Source organism: Streptomyces sp. ISL-98 (assembly GCF_018614055.1).
GTDB classification, from domain to species: domain Bacteria; phylum Actinomycetota; class Actinomycetes; order Streptomycetales; family Streptomycetaceae; genus Streptomyces; species Streptomyces spiramyceticus.
On the sequence record NZ_JAGGPB010000013.1, the window covers coordinates 51,372 to 72,564 of the forward strand.

Below are 21,193 nucleotides of genomic sequence, written 5' to 3' on the forward strand. Positions count from 1 at the left end.
GTCACTCACCGGCCAGCAGCGCGACCGGGTCGAGGGTGTTCTCGCCCTTGGTCCAGTTGCACGGGCACAGCTCGTCGGTCTGGAGCGCGTCGAGGACCCGGAGGACCTCCTTGGGGTTACGGCCCACGGAACCGGCGGTCACCATCGTGAACTGGATCTCGTTGTTCGGGTCGACGATGAAGACGGCGCGCTGCGCGAAGCCGTCCTCGCCCTCGATGCCGAGGTCACGCATGAGCTCGTGCTTCGAGTCGGCCAGCATCGGGAAAGGCAGGTCGGTCAGGTCCGGGTGGTCCTTGCGCCAGGCGTGGTGCACGAACTCGGAGTCGCCGGAGAAGCCGAGGACCTGCGCGTCACGGTCGGCGAACTCGTCGTTCAGCTTGCCGAAAGCTGCGATCTCGGTCGGGCAGACGAAGGTGAAGTCCTTGGGCCACGCGAAGACGACGCGCCACTTGCCCTCGTAGGACTTGTGGTTGATCTGCTCGAACTCCTTGCCGGTCTCCAGGGAGACGCAGGCAGTGAGGTCGTACGTGGGGAACTGGTCACCAACAGTGAGCACGCGCTCTCCTTGCAAAAGAAGGAACTCCCGTTACAGGAGCTCCCTGGGGGTTGGACGGATCCCCACAGTGGCACAGCAGTCATTGATCACAGAAATAGCTAGACTGGCTTGATCCGATCGGAGGTGGCTATCAGTGGCCGTAATGAACAGGGGCAAGCAGCCCACGTTGGCGCAGCTGCGCGCCTTCGCGGCCGTCGCCGAGTATCTGCACTTCCGGGACGCGGCCGCCGCGATCGGCATGAGCCAGCCGGCGCTCTCCGGGGCGGTCTCCGCGCTGGAGGAAACCCTGGGTGTTCAACTCGTCGAGCGTACGACGCGCAAGGTGCTGCTCTCTCCGGCGGGGGAGCGGCTCGCGGTGCGGGCCAAGGCGGTGCTCGATGCGGTCGGTGAGCTGCTGGAGGAGGCCGAGGCGGTACGGGCGCCCTTCACGGGGGTGCTCAGGCTCGGGGTGATCCCGACCGTCGCGCCGTATCTGTTGCCGACGGTGCTCACGCTCGTACACGAGAGGTATCCGGACCTGGACCTTCAGGTGCACGAGGAACAGACGTCCTCGCTGCTGGAGGGACTGGCGGCCGGGCGGCTCGACCTGCTGCTGCTCGCCGTGCCGCTCGGGGTGCCCGGGGTGACCGAACTGCCGCTGTTCGACGAGGACTTCGTGCTGGTCACGCCGCAGAACCACTGGCTGGGCGGGCGCGGTGACATTCCGCGCGACGCGCTCAAGGAGCTGCATCTGCTGCTGCTGGACGAGGGGCACTGTCTGCGCGACCAGGCGCTCGACATCTGCCGCGAGGCGGGCCGTACGGAGGGTGCGCCGGTCACCACGACCGCGGCCGGCCTGTCGACGCTCGTGCAACTGGTCGCGGGCGGGCTCGGGGTGACGCTGCTGCCGCGCACGGCGGTCAGGGTCGAGACGGACCGCAACGACCAGCTGGTCACGGGCTACTTCGCCGACCCGGCTCCGTCGCGGCGGGTGGCGCTGGCGATGCGGGCGGGGGCGGCGCGGCAGAGCGAGTTCGAGACGTTCGCGCAGGCGCTGCGGGAGGCGATGAGGCGGTTGCCGGTGCGCGTGGTGGCGGGCTCGGGGTGACTGACCGGGTGGGGTGCGGCGCGGGGTGACCTATGCGCGTACCTCGGAGGCGAGCCTGTCGATGCGCGCGGCGGCGACTTCCAGCCAGCGCAGGTCGGCTTCGAGGTGGAAAAGAGCGTGGTCGCAGATGAGCTGGTCGGCGAGGTCGCCCCGGCGCTTGCGTTCGACGAGGCTGCGCATCATGCGCAGGTGCTCGGTGCGCTGGGTGTCGAGGAGACGGGTGGCGCTGCGTCCGGTGAGGAGCGCGAGGACGACCTTGGTGTAGAGGGTCGACTGGAGGTACGGCTCGGGCTTCTCGGGCTGGGCGAGCCACTGCTCGACGTCGGTGATGCCGGCGTCGGTGATGGCGTAACGCTTGCGCTCGGGGCCGGCACCGGCCTCGATGGCGTCGACCTCGACGAGACCGTTTTTGAGGAGGCGGGACATGGTCGAGTAGACCTGGCCGTAGTGGAGGGGGCGGTCGTGGCCGAACTTGTCGTCGAAGGTGCGTTTGAGGTCGTAGCCGTGGCGGGGGCCGGATTCCAGGAGGCCGAGGAGGGTGTGGCCGATTGACATGCGGTGCACGATACGTGGTGCGTATACATGGCGTGTATAGCCGCGGGGCGCCTGCGGCGGCCTTTCTTCCCCACCCCGCCCCTTCCGCTGTGACATTTTGCGGCCGCCACCGCGCGGGGGCTCCACCCCAGACCCCGGTCCTCAATCGCCGGACGGCTGAAGGATCAGCCCGTCCGGCGATTGAGGACTTCGGGAAGGGGTGGGAAGGGGAGCAAGCGCCGCAGGCGCCGCCCGCACCCCTACCCCGCAGGGGGTTCCGGCTCGGGGGCGGAATCCGGCGTCGCCTTCGGGGGGCGCCCCCGGCGGCGGATCGGTGCCGCGCCCCCCGGCAGCCGGCCGCTCTCCGCCAGCGCCCGCCGCAGCAGGAACTCGATCTGCGCGTTCGCGCTGCGCAGCTCGTCCGACGCCCAGCGGGCCAGCGCGTCGTACACCGCCGGATCCAGCCGCAGCAGCACCTGCTTCCGGGGCCGGGGATTTTCGTTCGTCACTGGTACAGGGTGCCCGTATTGAGTACGGGCTGCGCCGCCCGGTCGCCGCACAGCACCACCATCAGGTTGCTGACCATCGCCGCCTTGCGCTCGGGGTCGAGCTCGACGATGTCCTGCTCGGCGATCCGGGTGAGGGCCATCTCGACCATCCCCACCGCACCCTCCACGATCTGCTTGCGCGCAGCGACAACCGCACCGGCCTGCTGCCGCTGAAGCATTGCCGACGCGATCTCGGGCGCGTACGCGAGATGCGTGAAGCGGGACTCGATGATGTGCACCCCGGCTGCCTCCACCCGCGCGTGCAGTTCGACCGCGAGCTTCTCGGTGATCTCCTCGGCGTTGCCTCGAAGCGACAGGCCGTCCTCGTCGTGGGCGTCGTACGGGTACTCGATGGCGATGTGGCGTACGGCGGCCTCGGTCTGGGTGGCGACGAACTCCAGGAAGTCGTCGACCTCGAACGTCGCCTGCGCCGTGTCCTCCACCTTCCAGACCACGACCGCCGCGAGCTCGATCGGGTTGCCGTAGGCGTCGTTGACCTTGAGGACCGGCGTCTCGTGGTTCCTGATCCGGGTGGAGATCTTCGACCGCGTGGTCAGCGGGTTCACCCAGCGCAGTCCGTCGGTGCGGATCGTGCCGCGGTAGCGGCCGAAGAGCTGGACCACGCGGGCCTCGCCCGGCGCGACCATGTTGAGGCCGCACATCGCGAGGAAGGCGGCGAACGCCACCAGTAGGCCGAGGATGATCAGGGCCAGCTTCGGTCCGGTCGAGGCGAGCGTCGCGCCGGCGGCTATGAGGCCCGCCCCCGCGAGGAGGCCGAGCAGGCCGAGGAGGAGAGCGAGGCCGCCGCCGATGCTGTGGGCGGCGGTTTCCCGGACGCGTGGCACAGGCATGTCGGGCAGGTCGTGCGGTGCGGACACGCCGGTCGCGCCGGTGGTCGTGCCGGCGGTCGTGCTGGTCCTGGACATTCAGGTCCCCCCGTTTTCGTCGTACGTGCGTGCCTAGCAAAGTGATATCACTTTAAGCCGCACCGTAAACCTGTGCGAGCCCCTTCGCAACCCTCAAGCGCTCTCATGAGTCGGTTCCAGAGAGATGGGTGCTGATTCTCACGTCCGGAAAAGGTCGGATCGGCAGCGCTTTGTCCACACGTGCGGTGTTAGCTTTCTGAGCTGACATCCGGGGGCTCGATGAGTGGAGTTACGGAGCAATGGGCCGAGCAGAAGCGAGACAGGACCGGAAGCGTGGTGCGCGCCGGGCGAAGAAGAAGGCGGGAGGCATACGCCGCTTCTTCACCTGGAAGAAGATGCTGGGCACCTTCTTCGGGCTCTGCCTGCTCCTGATGGCTGCCTTCGTGGCCCTCTATGTGTACGTGCCCGTGCCCACGGCCAACGCCGAGGCCGAGCTTCAGAGCAACGTGTACAAGTACAGCAACGGCAAGATCATGGCCCGCACAGGCCAGGTCAACCGGGAGATCGTCGGCCTCGACCAGATACCGAAGGACGTCCAGACCGCCTTCATCGCCGCCGAGAACCAGAACTTCTACAAGGACTCCGGCGTCGACTTCAAGGGCACCGCCCGCGGCCTGCTCAACACCCTCACGGGCAAGGGCAAGCAGGGTGGCTCGACCATCACCCAGCAGTACGTCAAGAACTACTACCTGACCCAGGACCAGACGGTCTCCCGCAAGCTCAAGGAGCTTGTGATCTCGATCAAGGTGGACCGGAAGAAGAGTAAGCCGGAGATCCTCGCCGGGTACCTCAACACCAACTACTTCGGCCGCGGAGCCTACGGAATCCAGGCCGCGGCCCAGGCGTACTACGGCGTCGACGCCGAGAAGCTGACCCTCGAGCAGGGCGCGTACCTCGCCGCGCTCCTCCAGGCCCCCAATCAGTACGACTGGGCGCTGGCCAGCCCGACCAGCAAGAAGCTGGTGACCGAGCGCTGGAACTACGTACTCGACAACATGGTCGAGATGAACAAGCTCGACCAGGCCGAGCGCGCCGGTCTGAAGTTCGCCAGGCCGATGGACCCCAAGGGCGCCCCCGGCATGGAGGGCCAGACCGGATACATGGTCAAGGCGGCGAAGGACGAGCTCAAGAAGCAGGGCGTCAGCGAGGCCGAGATCGACGCGGGCGGCTGGACGATCACGCTCAACATCGACCAGAAGCGGCAGAAGGCGCTGGAGAAGGCCGTCAAGCGCCAGCTGGACTCCAAGCTGGACCGCAAGAAGAACAAGGTCGACGCGACCCTCCAGGCGGGCGCGACCTCGGTGGACCCGAAGACCGGCAAGGTCGTCGCGCTGTACGGCGGCCAGGACGCCACGAAGCACTGGATCTCCAACGCCACGCGCTCCGACTACCAGCCGGCCTCGACCTTCAAGCCCGTCGTCCTCGCCTCCGCCCTGGACAGCAACTCCAGGACCCAGGACGACGAGCCGATCACGCCCAACACGATCTACGACGGCACCAGCAGGCGCCCCGTCGAGGGCAGCAACACCGCCTTCGCCCCGCAGAACGACCTGGGCAAGAGCTACGGCCCCATCTCCGTCCAGCAGGCGATGAACAAGTCGGTCAACTCGGTCTTCGCGCAGATGCTCGTGGATGTCGGCCCGGACCGGGTGAAGGAGACCGCGCTCAACATGGGCATGGAGGACAAGGGCGGCTTCGACGAGCGTCCTGCCATGTCCCTCGGTGTGATGGGCGCCAGCACGATGGACATGGCGGGCGTCTACGCGACGCTCGACAACCACGGCAAGAAGGTCGAGCCGTCCATCGTGAAGCTCGCGGAGCACAAGGACCGCGAGGGCGGCAAGGTCGAGATGCCCGAGCCGGTCGGCGAGCAGGTGATCAGCCGCTCGGCGGCGGACAGCGTCACCAAGGTGCTGACCGGAGTCGTGAGGAGCGGTACGGGGTACGAGGCCAACACGCCCGCCTTCAACGCGGCGGGCAAGACCGGTACTTCGGAGAAGAACCGGTCCGCCTGGTTCGTCGGCTACACCCCCGAAATCTCCACCGCCGTAGCCCTCTTCGGTGAGTCCGCGGACGGCGGCAAGCAGGTCTCCCTGACCGGTACGGCCAATGCCGGCCGCGCCAACGGTGGCGGTTTCCCGGCCAAGATCTGGGCCGACTACACCCTGGGCGCCCTGGGCGGCGGCTCCGACGCCGACTTCGACCTGGAGATCGACGAGGACGACATCTATACGCCCCCGCCGACCGACACCCCGGACCCGACCCGCACGCCCACCACGCCCCCGACGACGCCCAGCGCGCCGCCGACGACTCCGAGCACGCCGCCGACGACGCCCTCCAGCCCGCCCCCGTCGACTCCGAGTACGCCGCCGACGAGTCCGCCCTTCACGATCGAACCGCCGGACGACGGCGGTGACACCGGCGGGGACACCGACGGCGGCGTCACCGGCGGGGACACGGACGGCGGCACCACGGACGGCACCACCGGTGGCGACAGGGACCGCGACGACTGGCCGATGCGCCGCTCCTGATCCAGTCAGCTGAAACGCGTCTGCGGCGCACACCCTCGGGTGTGCGCCGCAGACGCGTTTTTCACACCATCTCGCCCGTCAGCCGATGCGACGTCGGCAACTTACGGCCGCGTGCCCAGCTCGAACCAGACCACCTTGCCGGACGACAGCCGCGTAGCGCCCCACCGTCTGGCCAGCCGGTTCACCAGGAAAAGACCGCGCCCGCCCTCGTCCGTGTCCCGCGCTCGCCGCTGTCTCGGCAGCTGCGGCGAGTCGTCGCCGACCTCGCAGCGCAGTACGTCCGTACGGAGCAGCCGCAGCGTCACGGGCCGCTCCGCGTACCGCACCGCATTGGTCACCACCTCGCTGACCAGCAGTTCCACCGAGTCGCTCAGCTCCTCCAGACCCCAGCGGGCCAGCGCACGCCGGGCCAGCCTGCGGGCTCGCCCCGGGGCCTGCTCCTCAGGCTCCAGGAACCAGTACGCGACATCGCTGGGCGCGATGCCGTCGAAGCGGGCGGCGAGCAGCGCGATGTCGTCGTCCCGGTCGCCGGGCCCGAGCATGTCGAGCACGTCGTCGCAGAGCGCCTCCAGCGGCGGCGAGTGGTCGGGGCCCGTCAGCTGCGCGGTGGCGGCGAGCCGCTCCCGCAGCTGCTCGATGCCGGTCCACACGTCGCGCAGCCGCGACTCGACCAGGCCGTCGGTGTACAGCAGCAGCGTGGCGCCCGCCGGGGCGTCCAGCTCCACCGCCTCGAAGTCGACCCCGCCGACCCCGATGGGAGCACCAGGCGGCACCCGGAGCACCTCGGCGCGGCCGCCCAGGTGCAGCAGGACGGGTGGCGGATGCCCCGCGTTGGCGATGGTGATCCGGTGCGCGACCGGGTCGTACACGGCGTACAGGCAGGTCGCCATGCGATCCGAGCCGAGGCGCTGCGCCTGCTCGTCGAGGTGGTGCAGGACCTCCTGCGGCGGCAGGTCGAGACCGGCCAGGGTCTGGGCCGTCGTACGGAGCTGGCCCATGATCGCGGCGGACGTCATGGAGTGCCCCATGACGTCGCCGACGACGAGTGCCACGCGGCTGCCGGGCAGGGGGATCGCGTCGTACCAGTCGCCGCCCACGCGGGCCGTCTCGGCGGCCGGGAGGTAGCGGGAGGCCAGCTTGACGCCGGTCGGCTGGGGCAGCGAGTCCGGCAGCATGGTGCGCTGGAGCTCGTCGGCGATGTACGCCTCACGCCCGTACAGCACGGCTTTGTCGATGCCGAGCGCGGTGTGGGTCGCCAGCTGCGCGGCCACCAGCAGATCGTTGGCCTCGAAGGCGGGCCGCTCGGGGCGGCGCAGGAAGACGGCGGCGCCGATCACCCGGCGGCGGCCGCGCAGTGGCGCGAGGATCGCCCGGCGCCCGCTCGGTACCCCTATGGAGTCTCCGAGCAGGTCGGGCAGGGCCGCCCGGGCGGAGGCGGAGTCGCCGAATACGGGCCGTACGCCTCTGAGCACCTCGGCGAGCGCGCCTCCGTTGCGCACCTCGCACAGCTGGGGCGCGGGCAGCGGCTCGGCCTGCAGGTCCAGCTCTTCGGCTCCGTCGTCGGCTAAACGCAGCCGGTCGGTACGGCGCAGGCGGAGCATGAACGGCACGGCGGGGCGCTCGTCGCCGACCGGCAGCGGATCGCGGAGGTAGACGAGGATCGCGTCGGTGAACGTCGGCACGGAAGCCCGGCACAGGCCGAGGACGATCTCGTCGAGGTCGATACCGCGCGCGATGCGCCGCGTCGCCGCCCCCACGAACCGGAGCCGGTCTCCCTCACTTCGGGCAATCGCGGCGGGATCCGGCACTCCGCCGCCGGTGGCGGGCGCGGGAACGGCCGCGGGTCCTGGCGTCGCCGAGGGAGCCTCCTCCTGCCGTGGCCGGGTGCGCTCGTGCGGCCTGGCGACCAGAGGCCGCCGGCCTTCGTGCGAGGTGGACTGGTGCTCCGTCACGCGTGGGGTTCCGTCCGTCCGGAGAGCTTGTGCGATGCGGTCGCCAGGTGTGGCGATGCCGCCCTTTCCCGGGGGATAACCCCCGGACCCCAAGCCGAAACAAGGGCGCTGTGGGCGGCTTCGGCAGGGTGGCAGGCCCTGGACGTACCGGAGTTGTTCTCGGGCACGGCTCCACCCCCCTGTGGTGACATATGGTCAGTTCCTGCTCTGCGCTCGGTGTTGGTACCGGGGCGCAGCCTTGCGGAGGACGATCCTACGTTTGACCCATGGGGGCGCATCAAGGGTCTCATGGAGCCATGTTGACAGGGGTGCGGTCCCAGTCATCAGGCAATTCGGGCACAGCCCATCGCGGATCGGGCCGCCAGTGCTCCCAGCCGTCGCTGAACGGGGCGTCCCACGACTTGATCAGACGCACCGCAGCGCTCCCCGCCTCCTCCACCCGCCTGGCCTTGGCCGCGCTCAGCAGGCCGACCCGGCGGGCCTGGGCGAACTCGTCCTCGTCGAGCCACTGCCAGGCGCGGTCCGGGTGGACGGCGATGTCGAGGAAGTGGTCCTCGGAGTCGACCCCGCCCGACCAGCGGAAGCGGGGCTCCTCCAGGTTCACGTACCAGTTCTTGAAGCGCCATCCCCGTTCCCAGAACAGCCACACCGACCACGGGTCACCGGGCCGCGCCAGCTTGAGCACGCCCGTGCCCCACCAGCGCGAGGTGGTCGTGGTGCGCGGCGCCGTGTACCGGGTCGCGAGCGGCTCCTCGTGGACGGGCGTGCCGTCCGCGAGGACCGGCCGTACGCACTCGGTGCCCGGCGCCATCCACACCGCGAGCACGTCGTCGGTGTCCCGCACGACGGTGACCGGGCGGCAGATGTGGATCTGTTCGGAGGCATTGCCGCGGTAGCGCCAGAGGATGTGGTCCCCCGGCGCCCAACGCGCCCTGCCCGCCGCCGTATCTGTCATGCGCAGATCTTAGGAGTACGGCCGGGGAGCTGCCGCGACCGAGGTCAAGGACGTGTCATACGCAGCACGTCCAGGGCTTCGTCCAGCTGCTCCACGGTGAGGTCGCCGCGCTCGACGTACCCGGATTCCAGGACCACTTCGCGGATCGTCTTCCGCTCGGCGAGGGACTTCTTCGCGACCTTCGCGGCCTCCTCGTAGCCGATGTACTTGTTGAGCGGCGTGACGACCGAAGGGGACGACTCGGCGTACTCGCGGGCCCGTTCGGCGTTGGCGGTGATGCCGTCGACCGTGCGGTCGGCCAGCAGCCGGGACGCGTTGGCGAGGAGGCGCACCGATTCGAGGAGGTTCTTGGCCATGACAGGGAGCATCACGTTCAGCTCGAAGTTGCCCGCGGCGCCGGCCGTCGCGACCGTCGTGTCGTTCCCCGTCACCTGGGCAGCGACCATCAGGACGGCCTCCGGGATGACCGGATTCACCTTGCCGGGCATGATCGACGAGCCCGGCTGGAGGTCGGGAAGGCTGATCTCGGCCAATCCTGTGCGCGGTCCCGAGGCCATCCAGCGCAGGTCGTTGGAGATTTTGGTGAGGGAGACCGCGATCGTACGGAGCTGACCCGACGTCTCGACGAGTCCGTCCCGGGCGCCCTGCGCCTCGAAATGGTCGCGGGCCTCGGTGAGCGGAAGTCCGGTGCTGCGCGCGACTTCGGCGATGACGGCTGCGGAGAAGCCGGGCGGGGTGTTGATGCCGGTGCCCACCGCCGTACCGCCGAGGGGGAGTTCGGCGAGGCGGGGCAGCGAGGCCCGGAGGCGCTCGACGCCGTACCGCACGGCCGCGGCGTAGCCGCCGAACTCCTGGCCCAGGGTCACCGGGGTGGCGTCCATCAGGTGCGTACGGCCGGACTTGACGACGTCCGCGAACTCGGCGGACTTGCGCTCCAGGGCGGCCGCGAGGTGGTCGAGGGCGGGGATCAGATCGCCCGTCACGGCGGCGGTCGCCGCGATGTGGATGGAGGACGGGAAGACGTCGTTGGAGGACTGCGACGCGTTCACGTGGTCGTTGGGGTGGACGGGGCTGCCGAGCCGCTCGGTGGCGAGGGTGGCGACGACCTCGTTCATGTTCATGTTGGAGGACGTGCCGGAGCCGGTCTGGAAGACGTCGACCGGGAAGTGCTCGTCCCAGCGGCCGTCGGCGACCTCGGCCGCCGCGTCTGCGACCGCCTGCGCGATGTCTTTGTCGAGTACCCCCAATGCGGCGTTGACCTGGGCGGCTGCCGCCTTGATCCGGGCCAGGGCCTCGATGTGGGCGCGCTCCAGGCGCTGCCCGGAGATCGGGAAGTTCTCCACGGCCCGCTGGGTCTGGGCCCGCCACTTGGCGTGGGCCGGGACCCGTACTTCACCCATCGAGTCGTGTTCGACCCGGTACTCGTCCGTCGTCATCGTCACGTACCTCCTGTGAAAGTTGAGCAGTTGTCTTGTTCTGCGTATTCCCAACTCGCCTACTGGCCAGTAAATACCGGTGGTAACAACAAACCGGGGAGGCGCAATGCTGCTCAACTCTGGGGGACGACCCCCCTGCCCCCGCAGCACCCGACTCAGACTTCGCTCCACCGTCGCCGCCGCAGCCGCACTGGCTGCGGCTTTCGGAGGTATGGCGGCAACGACTCCGGCCCAGGCCGCCGAGTCACCCACGACCACCGCATCCACCCCCCTTCCGGCCGAACTGGAGGCCATCCGCGCCGCCGAGGCGACCAAGCTGTACGGCGACCCGGCCGAGCGGCCCATGGATCAGCGCAAAAGCGGGCTGATCTCGCTCGGCGACAGTGAAATCTCGGGCGAGGGCGTCGGCACGTACGAGCCGGGCACCAATGGTCCCGACAACTGGTGCCACCGGTCTCCCGACGCCGCGATCCACCGCACGGGCATCGCGGCGGACGTCACGTACAACGTCTCCTGCTCGGGCGCGTACACCGGCAACATCAAGATCGGTGGCTCGAAGCAGTACGCCGACGAGCTGGTCCAGAGCGACAGCCTCGCCATCAAGGCCCGCAACACCAAGATCAAAATGGTGCTGCTGGTGGCCGGCGCCAACGACGACCTGCAGTTCGGCCCGGTGATGACCGACTGCGTCACCCGCTACCTGACCTTCCAGGGGCCGTGCGAGCCCAAGTACTCCGGCGGGTGGCAGGCGCGCGTCGACGGCCTCGTCCCCAAGGTCGAGCAGACCGTGCGCGACCTGCGCACCACGATGCGGGGCGCGGGGTACGCCGACGGCGACTACAAGCTGGTCGTCATGGGCTACCCGAGCCCCATCGGCCCCGACTTCCGCGACAACCCCAACTTCCCCGGCAAGCTGGCCTGCGGCGGCCTCGGATACGACTCCGACACCGTCTGGGGCCGCAACACCGCGGTCCCCGCCTTCCAACGCGGCATGCGCAAGGTGGCTGCGGACACCGGCGCAACGTACCTGGACAACTCCCGCCTCTTCCACGGCCATGAGGTCTGCATGGAGGACACCTGGGCGCGCGGGCTCTACGTCGACATCTCCAACCCCTTCCCGCCGGACGCCAATTCGGTCCGGCAGTCCTTCCACCCCAACAAGAGCGGCCACGGCGCCTTCGCCACCTGCCTGACCCAGATGTACAACTCGGGTCTGCGGGAGGCCAGTTGTGCCGACTCGGGGAGCACAGGGAAGCCTGTGCTGCAGGCGGGCGCCTGGGACGACGCTTTCAAGCCACTCAAGAACGAGGCCACCGGCACGTGCGTCGACGTTCCGGGTTCCGTGACCCGTAACGGCACGAAGGCAGGCGGCTGGGACTGTCACGGCGGCCGCAACCAGGGCTGGTGGTACGACAGCGCGCGCAAGTCGATCCACACCGAGCTGACGCAGGACCGCTGCCTGGACGTGCCGGGCGCGGACTACAAGGCGGGCGTGGGCCTGGTCATGTGGAACTGCTCGGGCGCCGCGAACCAGCAGTTCGTACGCCAGGCGGGCACGATCCGCCCGGCGTCGGCGACGGACCTGTGCGTGACACTGGCGGCGGCGAAGGACCCGCTGAAGCTCCAGACGTGCACGGGGGCGGCGAACCAGCGGTTCGCGTAGGGAGTGGTCTCCTCAATCGCGCCGGACGGGCCGGAAAACCCGGCCCGTCCGGGCGATTGAGGACCGCGCCACCGCGCTACGCCAGCCCAGGACCCCGTACCGGAATCGACGTGAACGTCGGAGCCGGCGCCGGCTCCGTGAAGAAGTCGTTGTTCTTGTCGTCGACCACGATGAACGCGGGGAAGTCCTCGACCTCGATCTTCCAGACCGCCTCCATGCCGAGCTCCTCGTACTCGACGACCTCGACCTTCTTGATGCAGTCCTGCGCGAGCCGCGCCGCCGGGCCGCCGATCGAGCCCAGGTAGAAGCCCCCGTGCGCCCCGCACGCGTCCGTGACCTGCTTCGACCGGTTGCCCTTGGCCAGCATGACCTTGGAGCCGCCCGCCGCCTGGAACTGCTCGACGTAGGAGTCCATACGGCCGGCCGTCGTCGGGCCGAAGGAGCCGGACGCGTAACCCTCGGGGGTCTTCGCCGGGCCCGCGTAGTACACCGGGTGGTCCTTCAGGTACTGCGGCATCTCCTCGCCCGCGTCCAGCCGCTCCTTGATCTTGGCGTGCGCGATGTCGCGCGCCACGACCAGCGGGCCGGTCAGCGAGAGCCGGGTCTTGACCGGGTACTTGGTCAGCTCGGCGAGGATGTCGTCCATCGGCCGGTTGAGGTCGATGCGTACGACGTCGCCCTCCTCCAGGTGCTCGTCCGTCGTGTCCGGCAGGAACCGCGCCGGGTCCTTCTCCAGCTGCTCCAGGAAGACACCCTCGGCGGTGATCTTCGCGACGGCCTGGCGGTCCGCCGAGCAGGACACGGCGATCGCGACGGGCAGTGAGGCGCCGTGGCGCGGCAGGCGCACCACGCGCACGTCGTGGCAGAAGTACTTGCCGCCGAACTGCGCGCCGATGCCGATCTTCTGCGTCAGCTCGAAGACCTTCTCCTCCAGCTCCTTGTCGCGGAAGCCGTGGCCGGTCGGCGAGCCCTCGCCCGGCAGCTCGTCCAGGTAGTGCGCGGAGGCGTACTTCGCGGTCTTGAGCGCGAACTCGGCCGACGTACCGCCGACGACGATCGCCAGGTGGTACGGCGGGCAGGCGGCCGTACCCAGCGAGCGGATCTTCTCCTCCAGGAACTTCATCATCGATGCCTCGTTCAGCACCGCCTTCGTCTCCTGGTAGAGGAAGGACTTGTTGGCCGAGCCGCCGCCCTTCGCCATGAAGAGGAACTTGTACGCGCCGCCGTCGGTCGCGTACAGCTCGATCTGCGCGGGCAGGTTCGAGCCGGTGTTCTTCTCCTCCCACATGTTCAGCGGGGCCATCTGCGAGTAGCGCAGGTTGAGCTTGGTGTACGCGTCGAAGATGCCGTGCGACAGGGCTTCCTCGTCGCCGCCCTCGGTGAGGACGTTCTGGCCGCGCTTGCCCATGACGATCGCGGTGCCGGTGTCCTGGCACATCGGGAGCACGCCCGCAGCCGCGATGTTCGCGTTCTTGAGCAGGTCCAGGGCCACGAACTTGTCGTTCGACGACGCATCGGGGTCGTCGATGATCCGGCGCAGCTGCGCGAGGTGCGCGGGCCGCAGGTAGTGCGAGATGTCGTGCATGGCCTCGGCGGCCAGGGTGCGCAGCGCCTCGGGGTCGACCTTGAGGAACGTACGCCCGTCGGCTTCGAAGGTGGAGACACCCTCGGCGGTCACCAGGCGGTACGGCGTGGTGTCCTCTCCCAGGGGGAGCAGATCGGAGTACTGAAACTCTGGCATTACGGCCATTCCTCACTCGGCAGACGGCGACTGGCCTCCATTGGCGCAGCGCGCCCACCAGCGTAAGACGCCGACGGAGCGCCCGGTCTGTGAGGTAAGGCTCAGTTGGCGGACATCCGCACTAGTCGCGATCTATCGCGTTTGGGTACGCTGGGCCGGTGGACCTCGACAAGAATCATTCAGCGGCCTCCGGCAGCGGCTACCCCGAAAAGCACCCCCAGCAGCCGCAGCCGGCCGCTCCCGCGGTGCCCGCCGAGCCCGCCATCCGCGCGTCCGACGCCGATCGCGACCGGATCGCGGACATTCTGCGCGAGGCCATGGCCGAGGGCCGGCTGGCCGCCGAGGAGCACTCCGAGCGCATCGACTCGGTGTACCGCGCCAAGACCGTCGCCGAACTGGAGCCGCTGGTTCAGGACTTGCCCGCTCCCGGTGTCCGGCGCGAGCCGGCCTCGGCGGCGTACGACCCCCAGGATCCGTCCGGTCCCGTCACGGCGGAGAACCTGGTCGCGGTCTTCAGCAGCTCGACCCGCAAGGGGCGCTGGCGGATCGGCCGCAAGACCAACGCGTTCGCGCTCTTCGGCAGTGTCGAGATCGACCTCACCGAGGCGCTCTTCGGGCAGCGGCTGACCGTCATCAACGCGACCGCGATCTTCGGCAATGTCGAAGTGCGGGTCCCGGAGAACATCACTTTGCGCGGCAGCGGCACCGGCATCTTCGGCAACTTCGAGGTCGAAACCCTCGAAGCGGCCAATCCTGAGGCGCCGGTTGTGGTGGTCAACGGCTACTCCGTCTTCGGCAACATCGAGGCAAAGCCCAAGCGCGGCAAGCGCATCGCCGACCTGCACGGTCGCATGCGCAAACACTTCGGGCACTGACGCCGGCCCGGACGCGCATCGAAACTCAGTGCATAGGCGCGCGCACAGCGGGTAGGGAGTGCTGCATCGTCGCTCGCTCCCGAAGTCGTCGTCAGGAGTAGACCGTGCTGCATCCGCCGCATCAGTCCCTGCAGGTCGCCGCCGTTCCGTCGCAGCGTGCGCCGGCCCGGGATCAGGCCGGCCCCTGGCACACGGAGGCGGTGTGCCGCCGGGACGAAGCCGGGCTGTTCTTTGCCCCATCGAAGGAGCCGACGGCCGCGAGGCTGGCGCGTGAGGAAGCCGCGAAGCGGGTCTGCGCCCGGTGTCCGGTGATGGTGGAGTGCCGGGAGCACGCGCTGCTCCAGCCCGAGCCGTACGGCGTGTGGGGCGGGCTCACGGCGGCGGAGCGCCGGGTGGTGCTTGCCAGGCGCAGGCGGCGCGAGATGGAGCTGAGCCAGGCCCAGGCCGCTGCGGCGGCCGACCGGATCGCCGCCGCGGGCTGATTTACGCCCGGCACGAGAAAAGGGTCGGGTACGAGAAAAGGGGCGCCCCCGCCGCACAAGCGGGGCGCCCCTTTCTCGTACTTCTACTTCATGCCGGGTGTTACTTCGCGCGGTCGAAGTCGATGGCGCTGTAGGCGCGCAGCTTCGAGAGGCGGTGCGTGGAGTCGATCTGGCGGATGGTGCCCGACTTCGAGCGCATCACCAGGGACTGCGTGGTGGCGGTCTCGGAGCGGTAGCGGACGCCGCGCAGCAGCTCGCCGTCCGTGATGCCGGTGGCGACGAAGAACACGTTGTCGCCGCTGACCAGGTCGTTCGTGTGCAGTACGCGGTCGAGGTCGTGACCCGCGTCGAGGGCCTTCTGACGCTCGGCCTCGTCCTTGGGCCACAGCTTGCCCTGGATCGTGCCGCCGAGGCACTTGATCGCGCAGGCCGAGATGATGCCCTCGGGCGTACCGCCGATGCCCATGAGCAGGTCGACGCCGGTGCCTTCGCGCACGGCCATGACCGAGCCCGCGACGTCGCCGTCCGAGATGAACTTGATACGGGCACCCGTCTCGCGGATCTCCTTGACGATGCCCTCGTGGCGGGGGCGGTCGAGGATCATCACGGTGACGTCTTCGGGGGTGCAGTTCTTGGCCTTGGCGACCCGGCGGATGTTGACCGAGACGGGGGCGTTGATGTCGACGAAGTCGGCGGCCTCGGGGCCGGTGACCAGCTTCTCCATGTAGAAGACCGCGGACGGGTCGAACATGGTGCCGCGGTCGGCTGCGGCGAGGACCGCGATGGCGTTCGGCATGCCCTTGGCGTTGAGCGTGGTGCCGTCGATCGGGTCGACGGCGATGTCGACCTCGGCGCCGGTGCCGTCGCCCACGCGTTCCCCGTTGAACAGCATCGGGGCTTCGTCCTTCTCGCCTTCGCCGATGACGACGACGCCGTTCATCGAGACGGTCGAGACGAGGGTCCGCATGGCCTTCACCGCCGCGCCGTCCGCGCCGATCTTGTCACCGCGGCCGACCCACCGCCCGGCGGCCATGGCAGCGGCCTCGGTGACCCGGACGAGCTCCAGGGCCAGGTTGCGGTCGGGGGCCTCGGGGGAGACCTCGAGCTGAGACGGAAGATGGTGCTCGGTCATCGGAGCGCACCTTTCTGTACGAACGGCGACGGCCGGATAAAGAGGGTGCTGCCGACTCTATCGGTACGTCGACAAAATGAGCAGAGGGGGTCACTTATGAGCGGCATATCGGGATGAGCTGCCCCTCGCGCGGCCCCGCTTCCGCCATGGGGGACGATGGGGGGCGTGGCAAGTATGAAGGGCAAGCAGACGGTCCGGGACATGGTGCTCTCGATGGCGGTGATCGGTGCCGTCGCCGGGGGCGTGTACCTGTTGGTCCCGCACGACGACTCTCTCGACCCGATCAAGCCGGTCGATTATCGCGTCGAGCTCATCACGGCGAGGCGTGCCGCGCCCTACCCGGTCGCGGCCCCTGTGGGCCTCCCGAAGACCTGGAGGCCGACCTCTGTCTCGTACGAGGGGCAGGACGGCAACGCGTGGCACCTGGGTTACCTGGATCCGGACGGGGAGTACGTCGCGGTCGAGCAGTCGACCGGGGACGCGGAGAAGTTCATCGCCGAGGTGAGCCAGGACGCGACGAAGACGGACAGGACCCAGCAGGTCGGCGGGGACAGCTGGCAGCGCTGGGAGGGCCCGAAGTACGACGCACTGGTGCGCCAGGAGAAGGGCGCGACGACGGTGGTCACGGGCACGGCCTCGCACGAGCGGCTGACGAAGATGGCCGCCGCGCTGGAGACGAAGAAGTCCTGACATGCGATGAAGCCGCCGTACCCGAAGGGTGCGGCGGCTTCGTTGTGCGCAAGGGGGGTTGGTCAGACGGTGGTGACGACGTCGTCGAACGCCAGGCGCGGCGAACGCGGGAACCATGCGTCCTCGCCCGGCTTGCCGATGTTGACGACCATCAGCGGCGTGTGGTCGTCGTCCAGGAACTCCTTCTGGACACCGGCGAAGTCGAAGCCGGTCATCGGGCCGGCGGCCAGGCCGGCGGCGCGGACGCCCACGATGAAGTAAGCAGCCTGGAGGGCGGCGTTGAGGGCAGCAGCTGACTCGCGGACCGGGCGCTCCTTGAAGAACATGTCCTTCGCCTGCGGGAAGTGCGGGAGCAGGGTCGGGAGCTCCTCGTGGAACTCGTTGTCGGCGGCGAGGATCGCGACCAGCGGCGCGGAGGCGGTCTTCGGCCGGTTGCCCTCGGCCATGTGGGCGACGAGGCGCTCGCGGGCCTCGGCCGAGCGGACCAGGACGACGCGCATCGGGGTCTGGTTGAACGCGGTCGGGCCGTACTTGACCAGGTCGTAGATCGCCTGGACCTGCTCCTCGGTCACCGGCTCGTCGGTGAAGGTGCTGGCAGTGCGGGCCTCACGGAAGAGGAGGTCCTGGGCGGCGGGGTCAAGAACGAGAGACATGCGGCATACCTTCCGGACGTGCAAGGAGTACGAGCGATGCCTCGACCGTAAACGAAACTATATGAAGTTTCAACTAAAGCCTGGCGGTCGTGCTCCGCCTCACAGCCCTGGACCTCCGTACGCCCTCTTCCCGGGCCCCTGTCAGCCCCGGTCGCCGTCCTCCGCCCGCGGTTCCGCGAGCGACGCGTCCAGCCGCGCCCGCGCCCCGTCGAGCCAGCGGCGGCACACCTTCGCCAGCTCCTCACCGCGCTCCCAGAGCGCGAGCGACTCCTCCAGCGTGGTGCCGCCCGCTTCCAGGCGGCGTACGACCTCGATGAGCTCGTCCCGGGCCTGTTCGTAGCCGAGCGTCGTGCCGGCAGCGTCGTCGGTCTTGGTCATGCGATCCACCTTAGGGCGTGTCCCGGCGGTTCATGCCTGGGCCGCGGGCCTGGCACGCACTCCCCCCAGGCCTTGAGGGCCAGGGGTACCCCCTCCGGCGTTGTCGTCGGTCGGCGACTCCCCCAAGTTCTCGACTTGTGCTCGAACAGGGGAGACCGGGAGACCCCCATCGCGTCGACTCCCTCCTCCGCCTTGCAGCTGCACGCACCAGGCCCCGCTCACCAGCACCGAAAACGCGCCGCACCCTGAAGTCGGCCTGATCCGCCGGACGCGCCCCAGCGTGAGAATCCGCGCTGCTCCGGCCGAGGAGCGGGGTCAGGGGCCGAGCCCCGGTTACGGGATGGGGCGGGCAGGGGAAAGCCGGTGGTCCGCCGCAGGCCTGCGCACCCGCGTCACTCCGCGACCCGCACCGCGAACTCGCCCTCCGCCACCCGCGCCCGCAGCTCGTCCCCGGGCGCGACCTCGTCGGGGGACCGCACCACCCCGCCGTCCGGACGCTGAAGCACCGCGTACCCGCGCTCCAGCGTCGCCGCCGGCGACAGCGCCAGCACCCGGGCCCGAGTGTGGGACAGCTCCGAGTCCGCGCGGTCGAGCAGGTGGCCCAGCGTGCGGCGGCTCCGGGCGACCAGTGCGTCGACCTCCGCCTCCCGCTCGTCCACCATCCGGTGCGGCCGCTCCATCACGGGCCTGGCCAGCGTGTGCGCGAGGCCCCGCTCCTCGCGGTCCATCAGGCCCTGTACGGTCCGCAGCGCCCGGTCCCGCAGGTGCTGTACGCGGACCAGCTCCTCCCCGACGTCCGGTACGACCTTCTTCGCCGCATCCGTCGGCGTCGATGCCCGAAGGTCCGCCACCAGGTCGAGCAGTGGCGAGTCCGGCTCGTGTCCGATTGCCGACACCACCGGCGTACGGCACCCGGCCACGGTCCGTACAAGCTGCTCGTCCGAGAACGGCAGCAGGTCCTCGACGCTGCCGCCGCCCCGCGCCACGATGATCACGTCGACGTCCGGCAGCTCGTCCAGGTCCTTGACCGCCTGCACGACCTGCGCCACCGCGCTCACACCCTGCACGGCGACATTGCGCACCTCGAAGCGCACAGCGGGCCAGCGCCGCCGCGCGTTCTCCAGGACGTCCCGTTCGGCCGCCGAGGCCCGGCCGGTGATCAAACCGATGCGCTGCGGCAGAAACGGCAGGGGCCGCTTCCGGTCGAGCGCGAACAGCCCCTCGCCGGCCAGAAGTTTCTTCAACTGCTCCAGCCGGGCGAGCAGTTCCCCGATCCCCACCGGCTTTATCTCCGTGGCCCGCAGCGAAAGCTGCCCGCGCGGCGCGTACCACTCGGGCTTCGCATGCACCACGACGCGCGCACCTTCCGCCACCACGTCCGCGATGGGGTCGAAGACCTTCCGGTAGCAGGTCACGCCCACCGAGATGTCGTGCGAAGGGTCACGCAGCGTCAGAAAGACGACCCCGGCGCCGGGCCGGCGCGACAGCTGCGTGATCTGCCCCTCGACCCACACCGACCCGAGCCGGTCGATCCACCCGCCGATGAGGCGCGAGACCTGACCGACCGGCAGCGGGGCGTCCGCAGACGTATTCAGAGCCATGCACGAAGGCTAGCCGTCGCCACTGACACCGTGACCGGCCCGACGCCCCCGCTGTACAGCCACCACGACCAGCCCTGCCACCAGCCACACCGCCCCCACCACCTGCGCCGTGCCCGACGCCTCCACGATCACCGCGACCGCCACCGCCGCACCCAGCACCGGCAGCAGCACGTGTCGCCACCACACCGGCGGCCCCGCCATCCTCCGTACGGCGAACCAGCCCACCACCGACACGTGCAGCAGCACGAACGCCGTCAGCGCCCCGATGTCGACCACCGACACGAGTTGATCCAGGCCGTCGTCGCGCCGGGACGCCCACACCGCCGCCGCCATCGTCACCACGGCCGCCAGCAGCAGGGCCAGGCGTGGCACGCCCGAGCCACCGTCGATCCGTGCCAGCAGGCGCGGAAGCCGCCGCTCCCGCGCCATCGCGAACAGCAGCCGCCCGGCCGCCGCCTGTCCCGCGAGCGCCGCGAACGCCGCCCCGATCGCCTTGCTCAGCGCCACCAGATCGTGCAGCCAGGTGCCCACCGAGGCGTCCAGCGTGTCGTAGAAAGCGGACCCCTGTCTGCCGGGCTCCGCGGCCAGCTCCGCCGCCGACATCGGCGCGAGCAGCGACGCCAGATAGGTCTGCGTGACGAACAGCACCCCCGCCAGCGCCAGGCAGAACAGCACTGCCCGTGCCACCCGCTCCGAGCCGCCCGTAACCTCCTCCGCGAACGAGGCGATCGCGTCGAACCCCAGGTACGAAAGCACCGCTACAGACACCGCTCCGAAGACCGCCGCGAGCGAGAAGGAGCCCATCGAACCGTCACCGCTCAGCGGCGACAGCCAGCCGCGCCGCGCCCCCTCCTGTACGAGCACCACGACCGCCGCCACCACGAATACCGCCAGCACGACGATCTCCATCACCAGCACCGCGAAGCCGACGCGGGCGGCCGTCCGTACACCCCACATGTTCAGCGCGGTCGTCACCACGACGGCGATCGCCGTCCACACCCACTGCGAGACGGCCGGCACGAGCGCGTGCATCGCGATGCCGGAGAAGAGATAGGCGACGGCCGGGATCAGTACGTAATCGAGCATCGCCATCCACCCGGCGATGAACCCCGGCCCCTCACCGAGCGCCTTACGGGCGTACGCGAAGACCGAACCCGCCTGGGGGACCACCCGCACCATCTGGGCGTAACTGAATGCGGTGAACGCCATGGCGACCGTAGCGACGACATAGACGAGCGCGACAGCGCCGTGCGATTTGGCGTCGAGCGTCCCGAAAACGCCGACAGGGGCCATGGGCGCGATGAACAGCAGCCCGTACACGACGAGATCCCGGAACCCCAGAGTGCGCCGCAGACCCGTCGTCGTCTCCAGGGTTCCGGTCATCACGCCTCCGTACGTAGAACCAGGCGTTCAGTCTTGATCACGGAGGCGACCGAAGGGCCGCGTGGCGCGG

The 21,193-nt window shown here is 69.5% G+C and carries 19 protein-coding genes; 6 read left to right on the forward strand and 13 right to left on the reverse strand.

Annotated elements, in window-relative coordinates:
- Position 1 precedes the first annotated feature (1 nt).
- Positions 2–556, reverse strand: a complete 555-nt coding sequence (locus J7I98_RS09560) for a peroxiredoxin (protein ID WP_214920192.1) — start codon at positions 554–556, stop codon at positions 2–4.
- A gap of 142 nt (positions 557–698) precedes the next feature.
- Here J7I98_RS09560 and J7I98_RS09565 point away from each other — a divergent pair, with 142 nt between their 5' ends.
- Positions 699–1,643 carry a hydrogen peroxide-inducible genes activator gene (locus tag J7I98_RS09565; protein WP_214920367.1) on the forward strand — a complete coding sequence of 315 codons (945 nt, stop codon included), beginning with the start codon at positions 699–701 and terminating at the stop codon, positions 1,641–1,643.
- A gap of 30 nt (positions 1,644–1,673) precedes the next feature.
- On the opposite strand, the gene J7I98_RS09570 is transcribed toward J7I98_RS09565, so the two are convergent.
- The 3 genes from J7I98_RS09570 to J7I98_RS09580 all read right to left on the reverse strand — a co-directional run bounded on the left by J7I98_RS09570 (position 1,674) and on the right by J7I98_RS09580 (position 3,576).
- Positions 1,674–2,198, reverse strand: coding sequence for a PadR family transcriptional regulator (locus J7I98_RS09570; protein WP_214920193.1), 525 nt, complete (start codon positions 2,196–2,198; stop codon positions 1,674–1,676).
- Between the two features lie 239 nt (positions 2,199–2,437).
- Positions 2,438–2,686, reverse strand: a complete 249-nt coding sequence (locus tag J7I98_RS09575; RefSeq protein ID WP_214920194.1) for a hypothetical protein — start codon at positions 2,684–2,686, stop codon at positions 2,438–2,440.
- Complete coding sequence (locus J7I98_RS09580) at positions 2,683–3,576, reverse strand: SPFH domain-containing protein (protein ID WP_251020411.1); 894 nt, start codon at positions 3,574–3,576, stop codon at positions 2,683–2,685. Before J7I98_RS09580 ends, J7I98_RS09575 begins: the two co-directional genes overlap by 4 nt.
- A gap of 314 nt (positions 3,577–3,890) precedes the next feature.
- Here J7I98_RS09580 and J7I98_RS09585 point away from each other — a divergent pair, with 314 nt between their 5' ends.
- Positions 3,891–6,182: a transglycosylase domain-containing protein gene (locus J7I98_RS09585; RefSeq protein ID WP_214920196.1), complete on the forward strand. Its 2,292-nt coding sequence runs from the start codon at positions 3,891–3,893 to the stop codon at positions 6,180–6,182.
- A 101-nt stretch (positions 6,183–6,283) separates the two neighbouring features.
- Here J7I98_RS09585 and J7I98_RS09590 read toward each other — a convergent pair whose 3' ends face one another.
- From J7I98_RS09590 to J7I98_RS09600, 3 genes are all read right to left on the reverse strand, one after another.
- Positions 6,284–8,134 carry a SpoIIE family protein phosphatase gene (locus tag J7I98_RS09590; protein WP_214920197.1) on the reverse strand — a complete coding sequence of 617 codons (1,851 nt, stop codon included), beginning with the start codon at positions 8,132–8,134 and terminating at the stop codon, positions 6,284–6,286.
- Positions 8,135–8,420: 286 nt separating this feature from the next.
- Entirely contained in the window at positions 8,421–9,089 is a 669-nt protein-coding gene (locus J7I98_RS09595) for a DUF402 domain-containing protein (RefSeq protein WP_214920198.1), read from the reverse strand.
- Positions 9,090–9,133: 44 nt separating this feature from the next.
- Positions 9,134–10,525, reverse strand: coding sequence for an aspartate ammonia-lyase (locus J7I98_RS09600; RefSeq protein ID WP_214920199.1), 1,392 nt, complete (start codon positions 10,523–10,525; stop codon positions 9,134–9,136).
- Positions 10,526–10,736: 211 nt separating this feature from the next.
- Between J7I98_RS09600 and J7I98_RS09605 the strand changes: the two genes are divergently transcribed.
- Entirely contained in the window at positions 10,737–12,188 is a 1,452-nt protein-coding gene (locus J7I98_RS09605) for a ricin-type beta-trefoil lectin domain protein (protein WP_251020384.1), read from the forward strand.
- A 76-nt stretch (positions 12,189–12,264) separates the two neighbouring features.
- Here the strand turns inward: J7I98_RS09605 and J7I98_RS09610 are convergent, their stop codons facing one another.
- Positions 12,265–13,929 (reverse strand): fumarate hydratase, encoded by a 1,665-nt coding sequence (locus J7I98_RS09610; RefSeq protein WP_214920201.1) that lies wholly within the window; start codon positions 13,927–13,929, stop codon positions 12,265–12,267.
- Between the two features lie 158 nt (positions 13,930–14,087).
- Between J7I98_RS09610 and J7I98_RS09615 the strand changes: the two genes are divergently transcribed.
- The gene (locus tag J7I98_RS09615; RefSeq protein ID WP_214920202.1) at positions 14,088–14,804 is read left to right on the forward strand and encodes a DUF1707 domain-containing protein; all 717 of its coding nucleotides are present in this window, start codon (positions 14,088–14,090) and stop codon (positions 14,802–14,804) included.
- A 104-nt stretch (positions 14,805–14,908) separates the two neighbouring features.
- Positions 14,909–15,286, forward strand: coding sequence for a WhiB family transcriptional regulator (locus J7I98_RS09620; RefSeq protein ID WP_214920203.1), 378 nt, complete (start codon positions 14,909–14,911; stop codon positions 15,284–15,286).
- A gap of 100 nt (positions 15,287–15,386) precedes the next feature.
- Here J7I98_RS09620 and glpX read toward each other — a convergent pair whose 3' ends face one another.
- The gene (gene glpX / locus J7I98_RS09625) at positions 15,387–16,418 is read right to left on the reverse strand and encodes a class II fructose-bisphosphatase (protein WP_214920204.1); all 1,032 of its coding nucleotides are present in this window, start codon (positions 16,416–16,418) and stop codon (positions 15,387–15,389) included.
- A 156-nt stretch (positions 16,419–16,574) separates the two neighbouring features.
- Here glpX and J7I98_RS09630 point away from each other — a divergent pair, with 156 nt between their 5' ends.
- A complete protein-coding gene (locus J7I98_RS09630) occupies positions 16,575–17,108 on the forward strand; it encodes a DUF4245 domain-containing protein (protein WP_251020385.1) in 534 nt (177 codons plus the stop codon).
- A gap of 62 nt (positions 17,109–17,170) precedes the next feature.
- Here J7I98_RS09630 and J7I98_RS09635 read toward each other — a convergent pair whose 3' ends face one another.
- The 4 genes from J7I98_RS09635 to J7I98_RS09650 all read right to left on the reverse strand — a co-directional run bounded on the left by J7I98_RS09635 (position 17,171) and on the right by J7I98_RS09650 (position 21,123).
- Positions 17,171–17,761, reverse strand: a complete 591-nt coding sequence (locus tag J7I98_RS09635; RefSeq protein WP_214920205.1) for a malonic semialdehyde reductase — start codon at positions 17,759–17,761, stop codon at positions 17,171–17,173.
- 141 nt (positions 17,762–17,902) lie between these two features.
- Positions 17,903–18,139, reverse strand: a complete 237-nt coding sequence (locus J7I98_RS09640) for an exodeoxyribonuclease VII small subunit (RefSeq protein ID WP_214920206.1) — start codon at positions 18,137–18,139, stop codon at positions 17,903–17,905.
- 392 nt (positions 18,140–18,531) lie between these two features.
- Positions 18,532–19,740: an exodeoxyribonuclease VII large subunit gene (gene xseA / locus J7I98_RS09645; protein WP_214920207.1), complete on the reverse strand. Its 1,209-nt coding sequence runs from the start codon at positions 19,738–19,740 to the stop codon at positions 18,532–18,534.
- A gap of 9 nt (positions 19,741–19,749) precedes the next feature.
- Complete coding sequence (locus J7I98_RS09650; protein WP_214920208.1) at positions 19,750–21,123, reverse strand: APC family permease; 1,374 nt, start codon at positions 21,121–21,123, stop codon at positions 19,750–19,752.
- Between the last annotated feature and the right edge of the window lie 70 nt (positions 21,124–21,193).

What these genes read in the sequence shown, in the direction of transcription:
- J7I98_RS09565 (WP_214920367.1), top strand. Translation starts at nt 699, where the DNA reads ATGAACAGGGGCAAGCAGCCCACGTTGGCGCAGCTGCGCGCCTTCGCG.
- J7I98_RS09570 (WP_214920193.1), bottom strand. Translation starts at nt 2,198, where the DNA reads ATGTCAATCGGCCACACCCTCCTCGGCCTCCTGGAATCCGGCCCCCGC.
- J7I98_RS09580 (WP_251020411.1), bottom strand. Translation starts at nt 3,576, where the DNA reads ATGCCTGTGCCACGCGTCCGGGAAACCGCCGCCCACAGCATCGGCGGC.
- J7I98_RS09585 (WP_214920196.1), top strand. Translation starts at nt 3,891, where the DNA reads ATGGGCCGAGCAGAAGCGAGACAGGACCGGAAGCGTGGTGCGCGCCGG.
- J7I98_RS09595 (WP_214920198.1), bottom strand. Translation starts at nt 9,089, where the DNA reads ATGACAGATACGGCGGCGGGCAGGGCGCGTTGGGCGCCGGGGGACCAC.
- J7I98_RS09600 (WP_214920199.1), bottom strand. Translation starts at nt 10,525, where the DNA reads ATGACGACGGACGAGTACCGGGTCGAACACGACTCGATGGGTGAAGTA.
- J7I98_RS09605 (WP_251020384.1), top strand. Translation starts at nt 10,737, where the DNA reads ATGGCGGCAACGACTCCGGCCCAGGCCGCCGAGTCACCCACGACCACC.
- J7I98_RS09610 (WP_214920201.1), bottom strand. Translation starts at nt 13,929, where the DNA reads ATGCCAGAGTTTCAGTACTCCGATCTGCTCCCCCTGGGAGAGGACACC.
- glpX (WP_214920204.1), bottom strand. Translation starts at nt 16,418, where the DNA reads ATGACCGAGCACCATCTTCCGTCTCAGCTCGAGGTCTCCCCCGAGGCC.
- J7I98_RS09630 (WP_251020385.1), top strand. Translation starts at nt 16,575, where the DNA reads ATGGGGGGCGTGGCAAGTATGAAGGGCAAGCAGACGGTCCGGGACATG.
- J7I98_RS09635 (WP_214920205.1), bottom strand. Translation starts at nt 17,761, where the DNA reads ATGTCTCTCGTTCTTGACCCCGCCGCCCAGGACCTCCTCTTCCGTGAG.
- J7I98_RS09640 (WP_214920206.1), bottom strand. Translation starts at nt 18,139, where the DNA reads ATGACCAAGACCGACGACGCTGCCGGCACGACGCTCGGCTACGAACAG.
- xseA (WP_214920207.1), bottom strand. Translation starts at nt 19,740, where the DNA reads ATGGCTCTGAATACGTCTGCGGACGCCCCGCTGCCGGTCGGTCAGGTC.
- J7I98_RS09650 (WP_214920208.1), bottom strand. Translation starts at nt 21,123, where the DNA reads ATGACCGGAACCCTGGAGACGACGACGGGTCTGCGGCGCACTCTGGGG.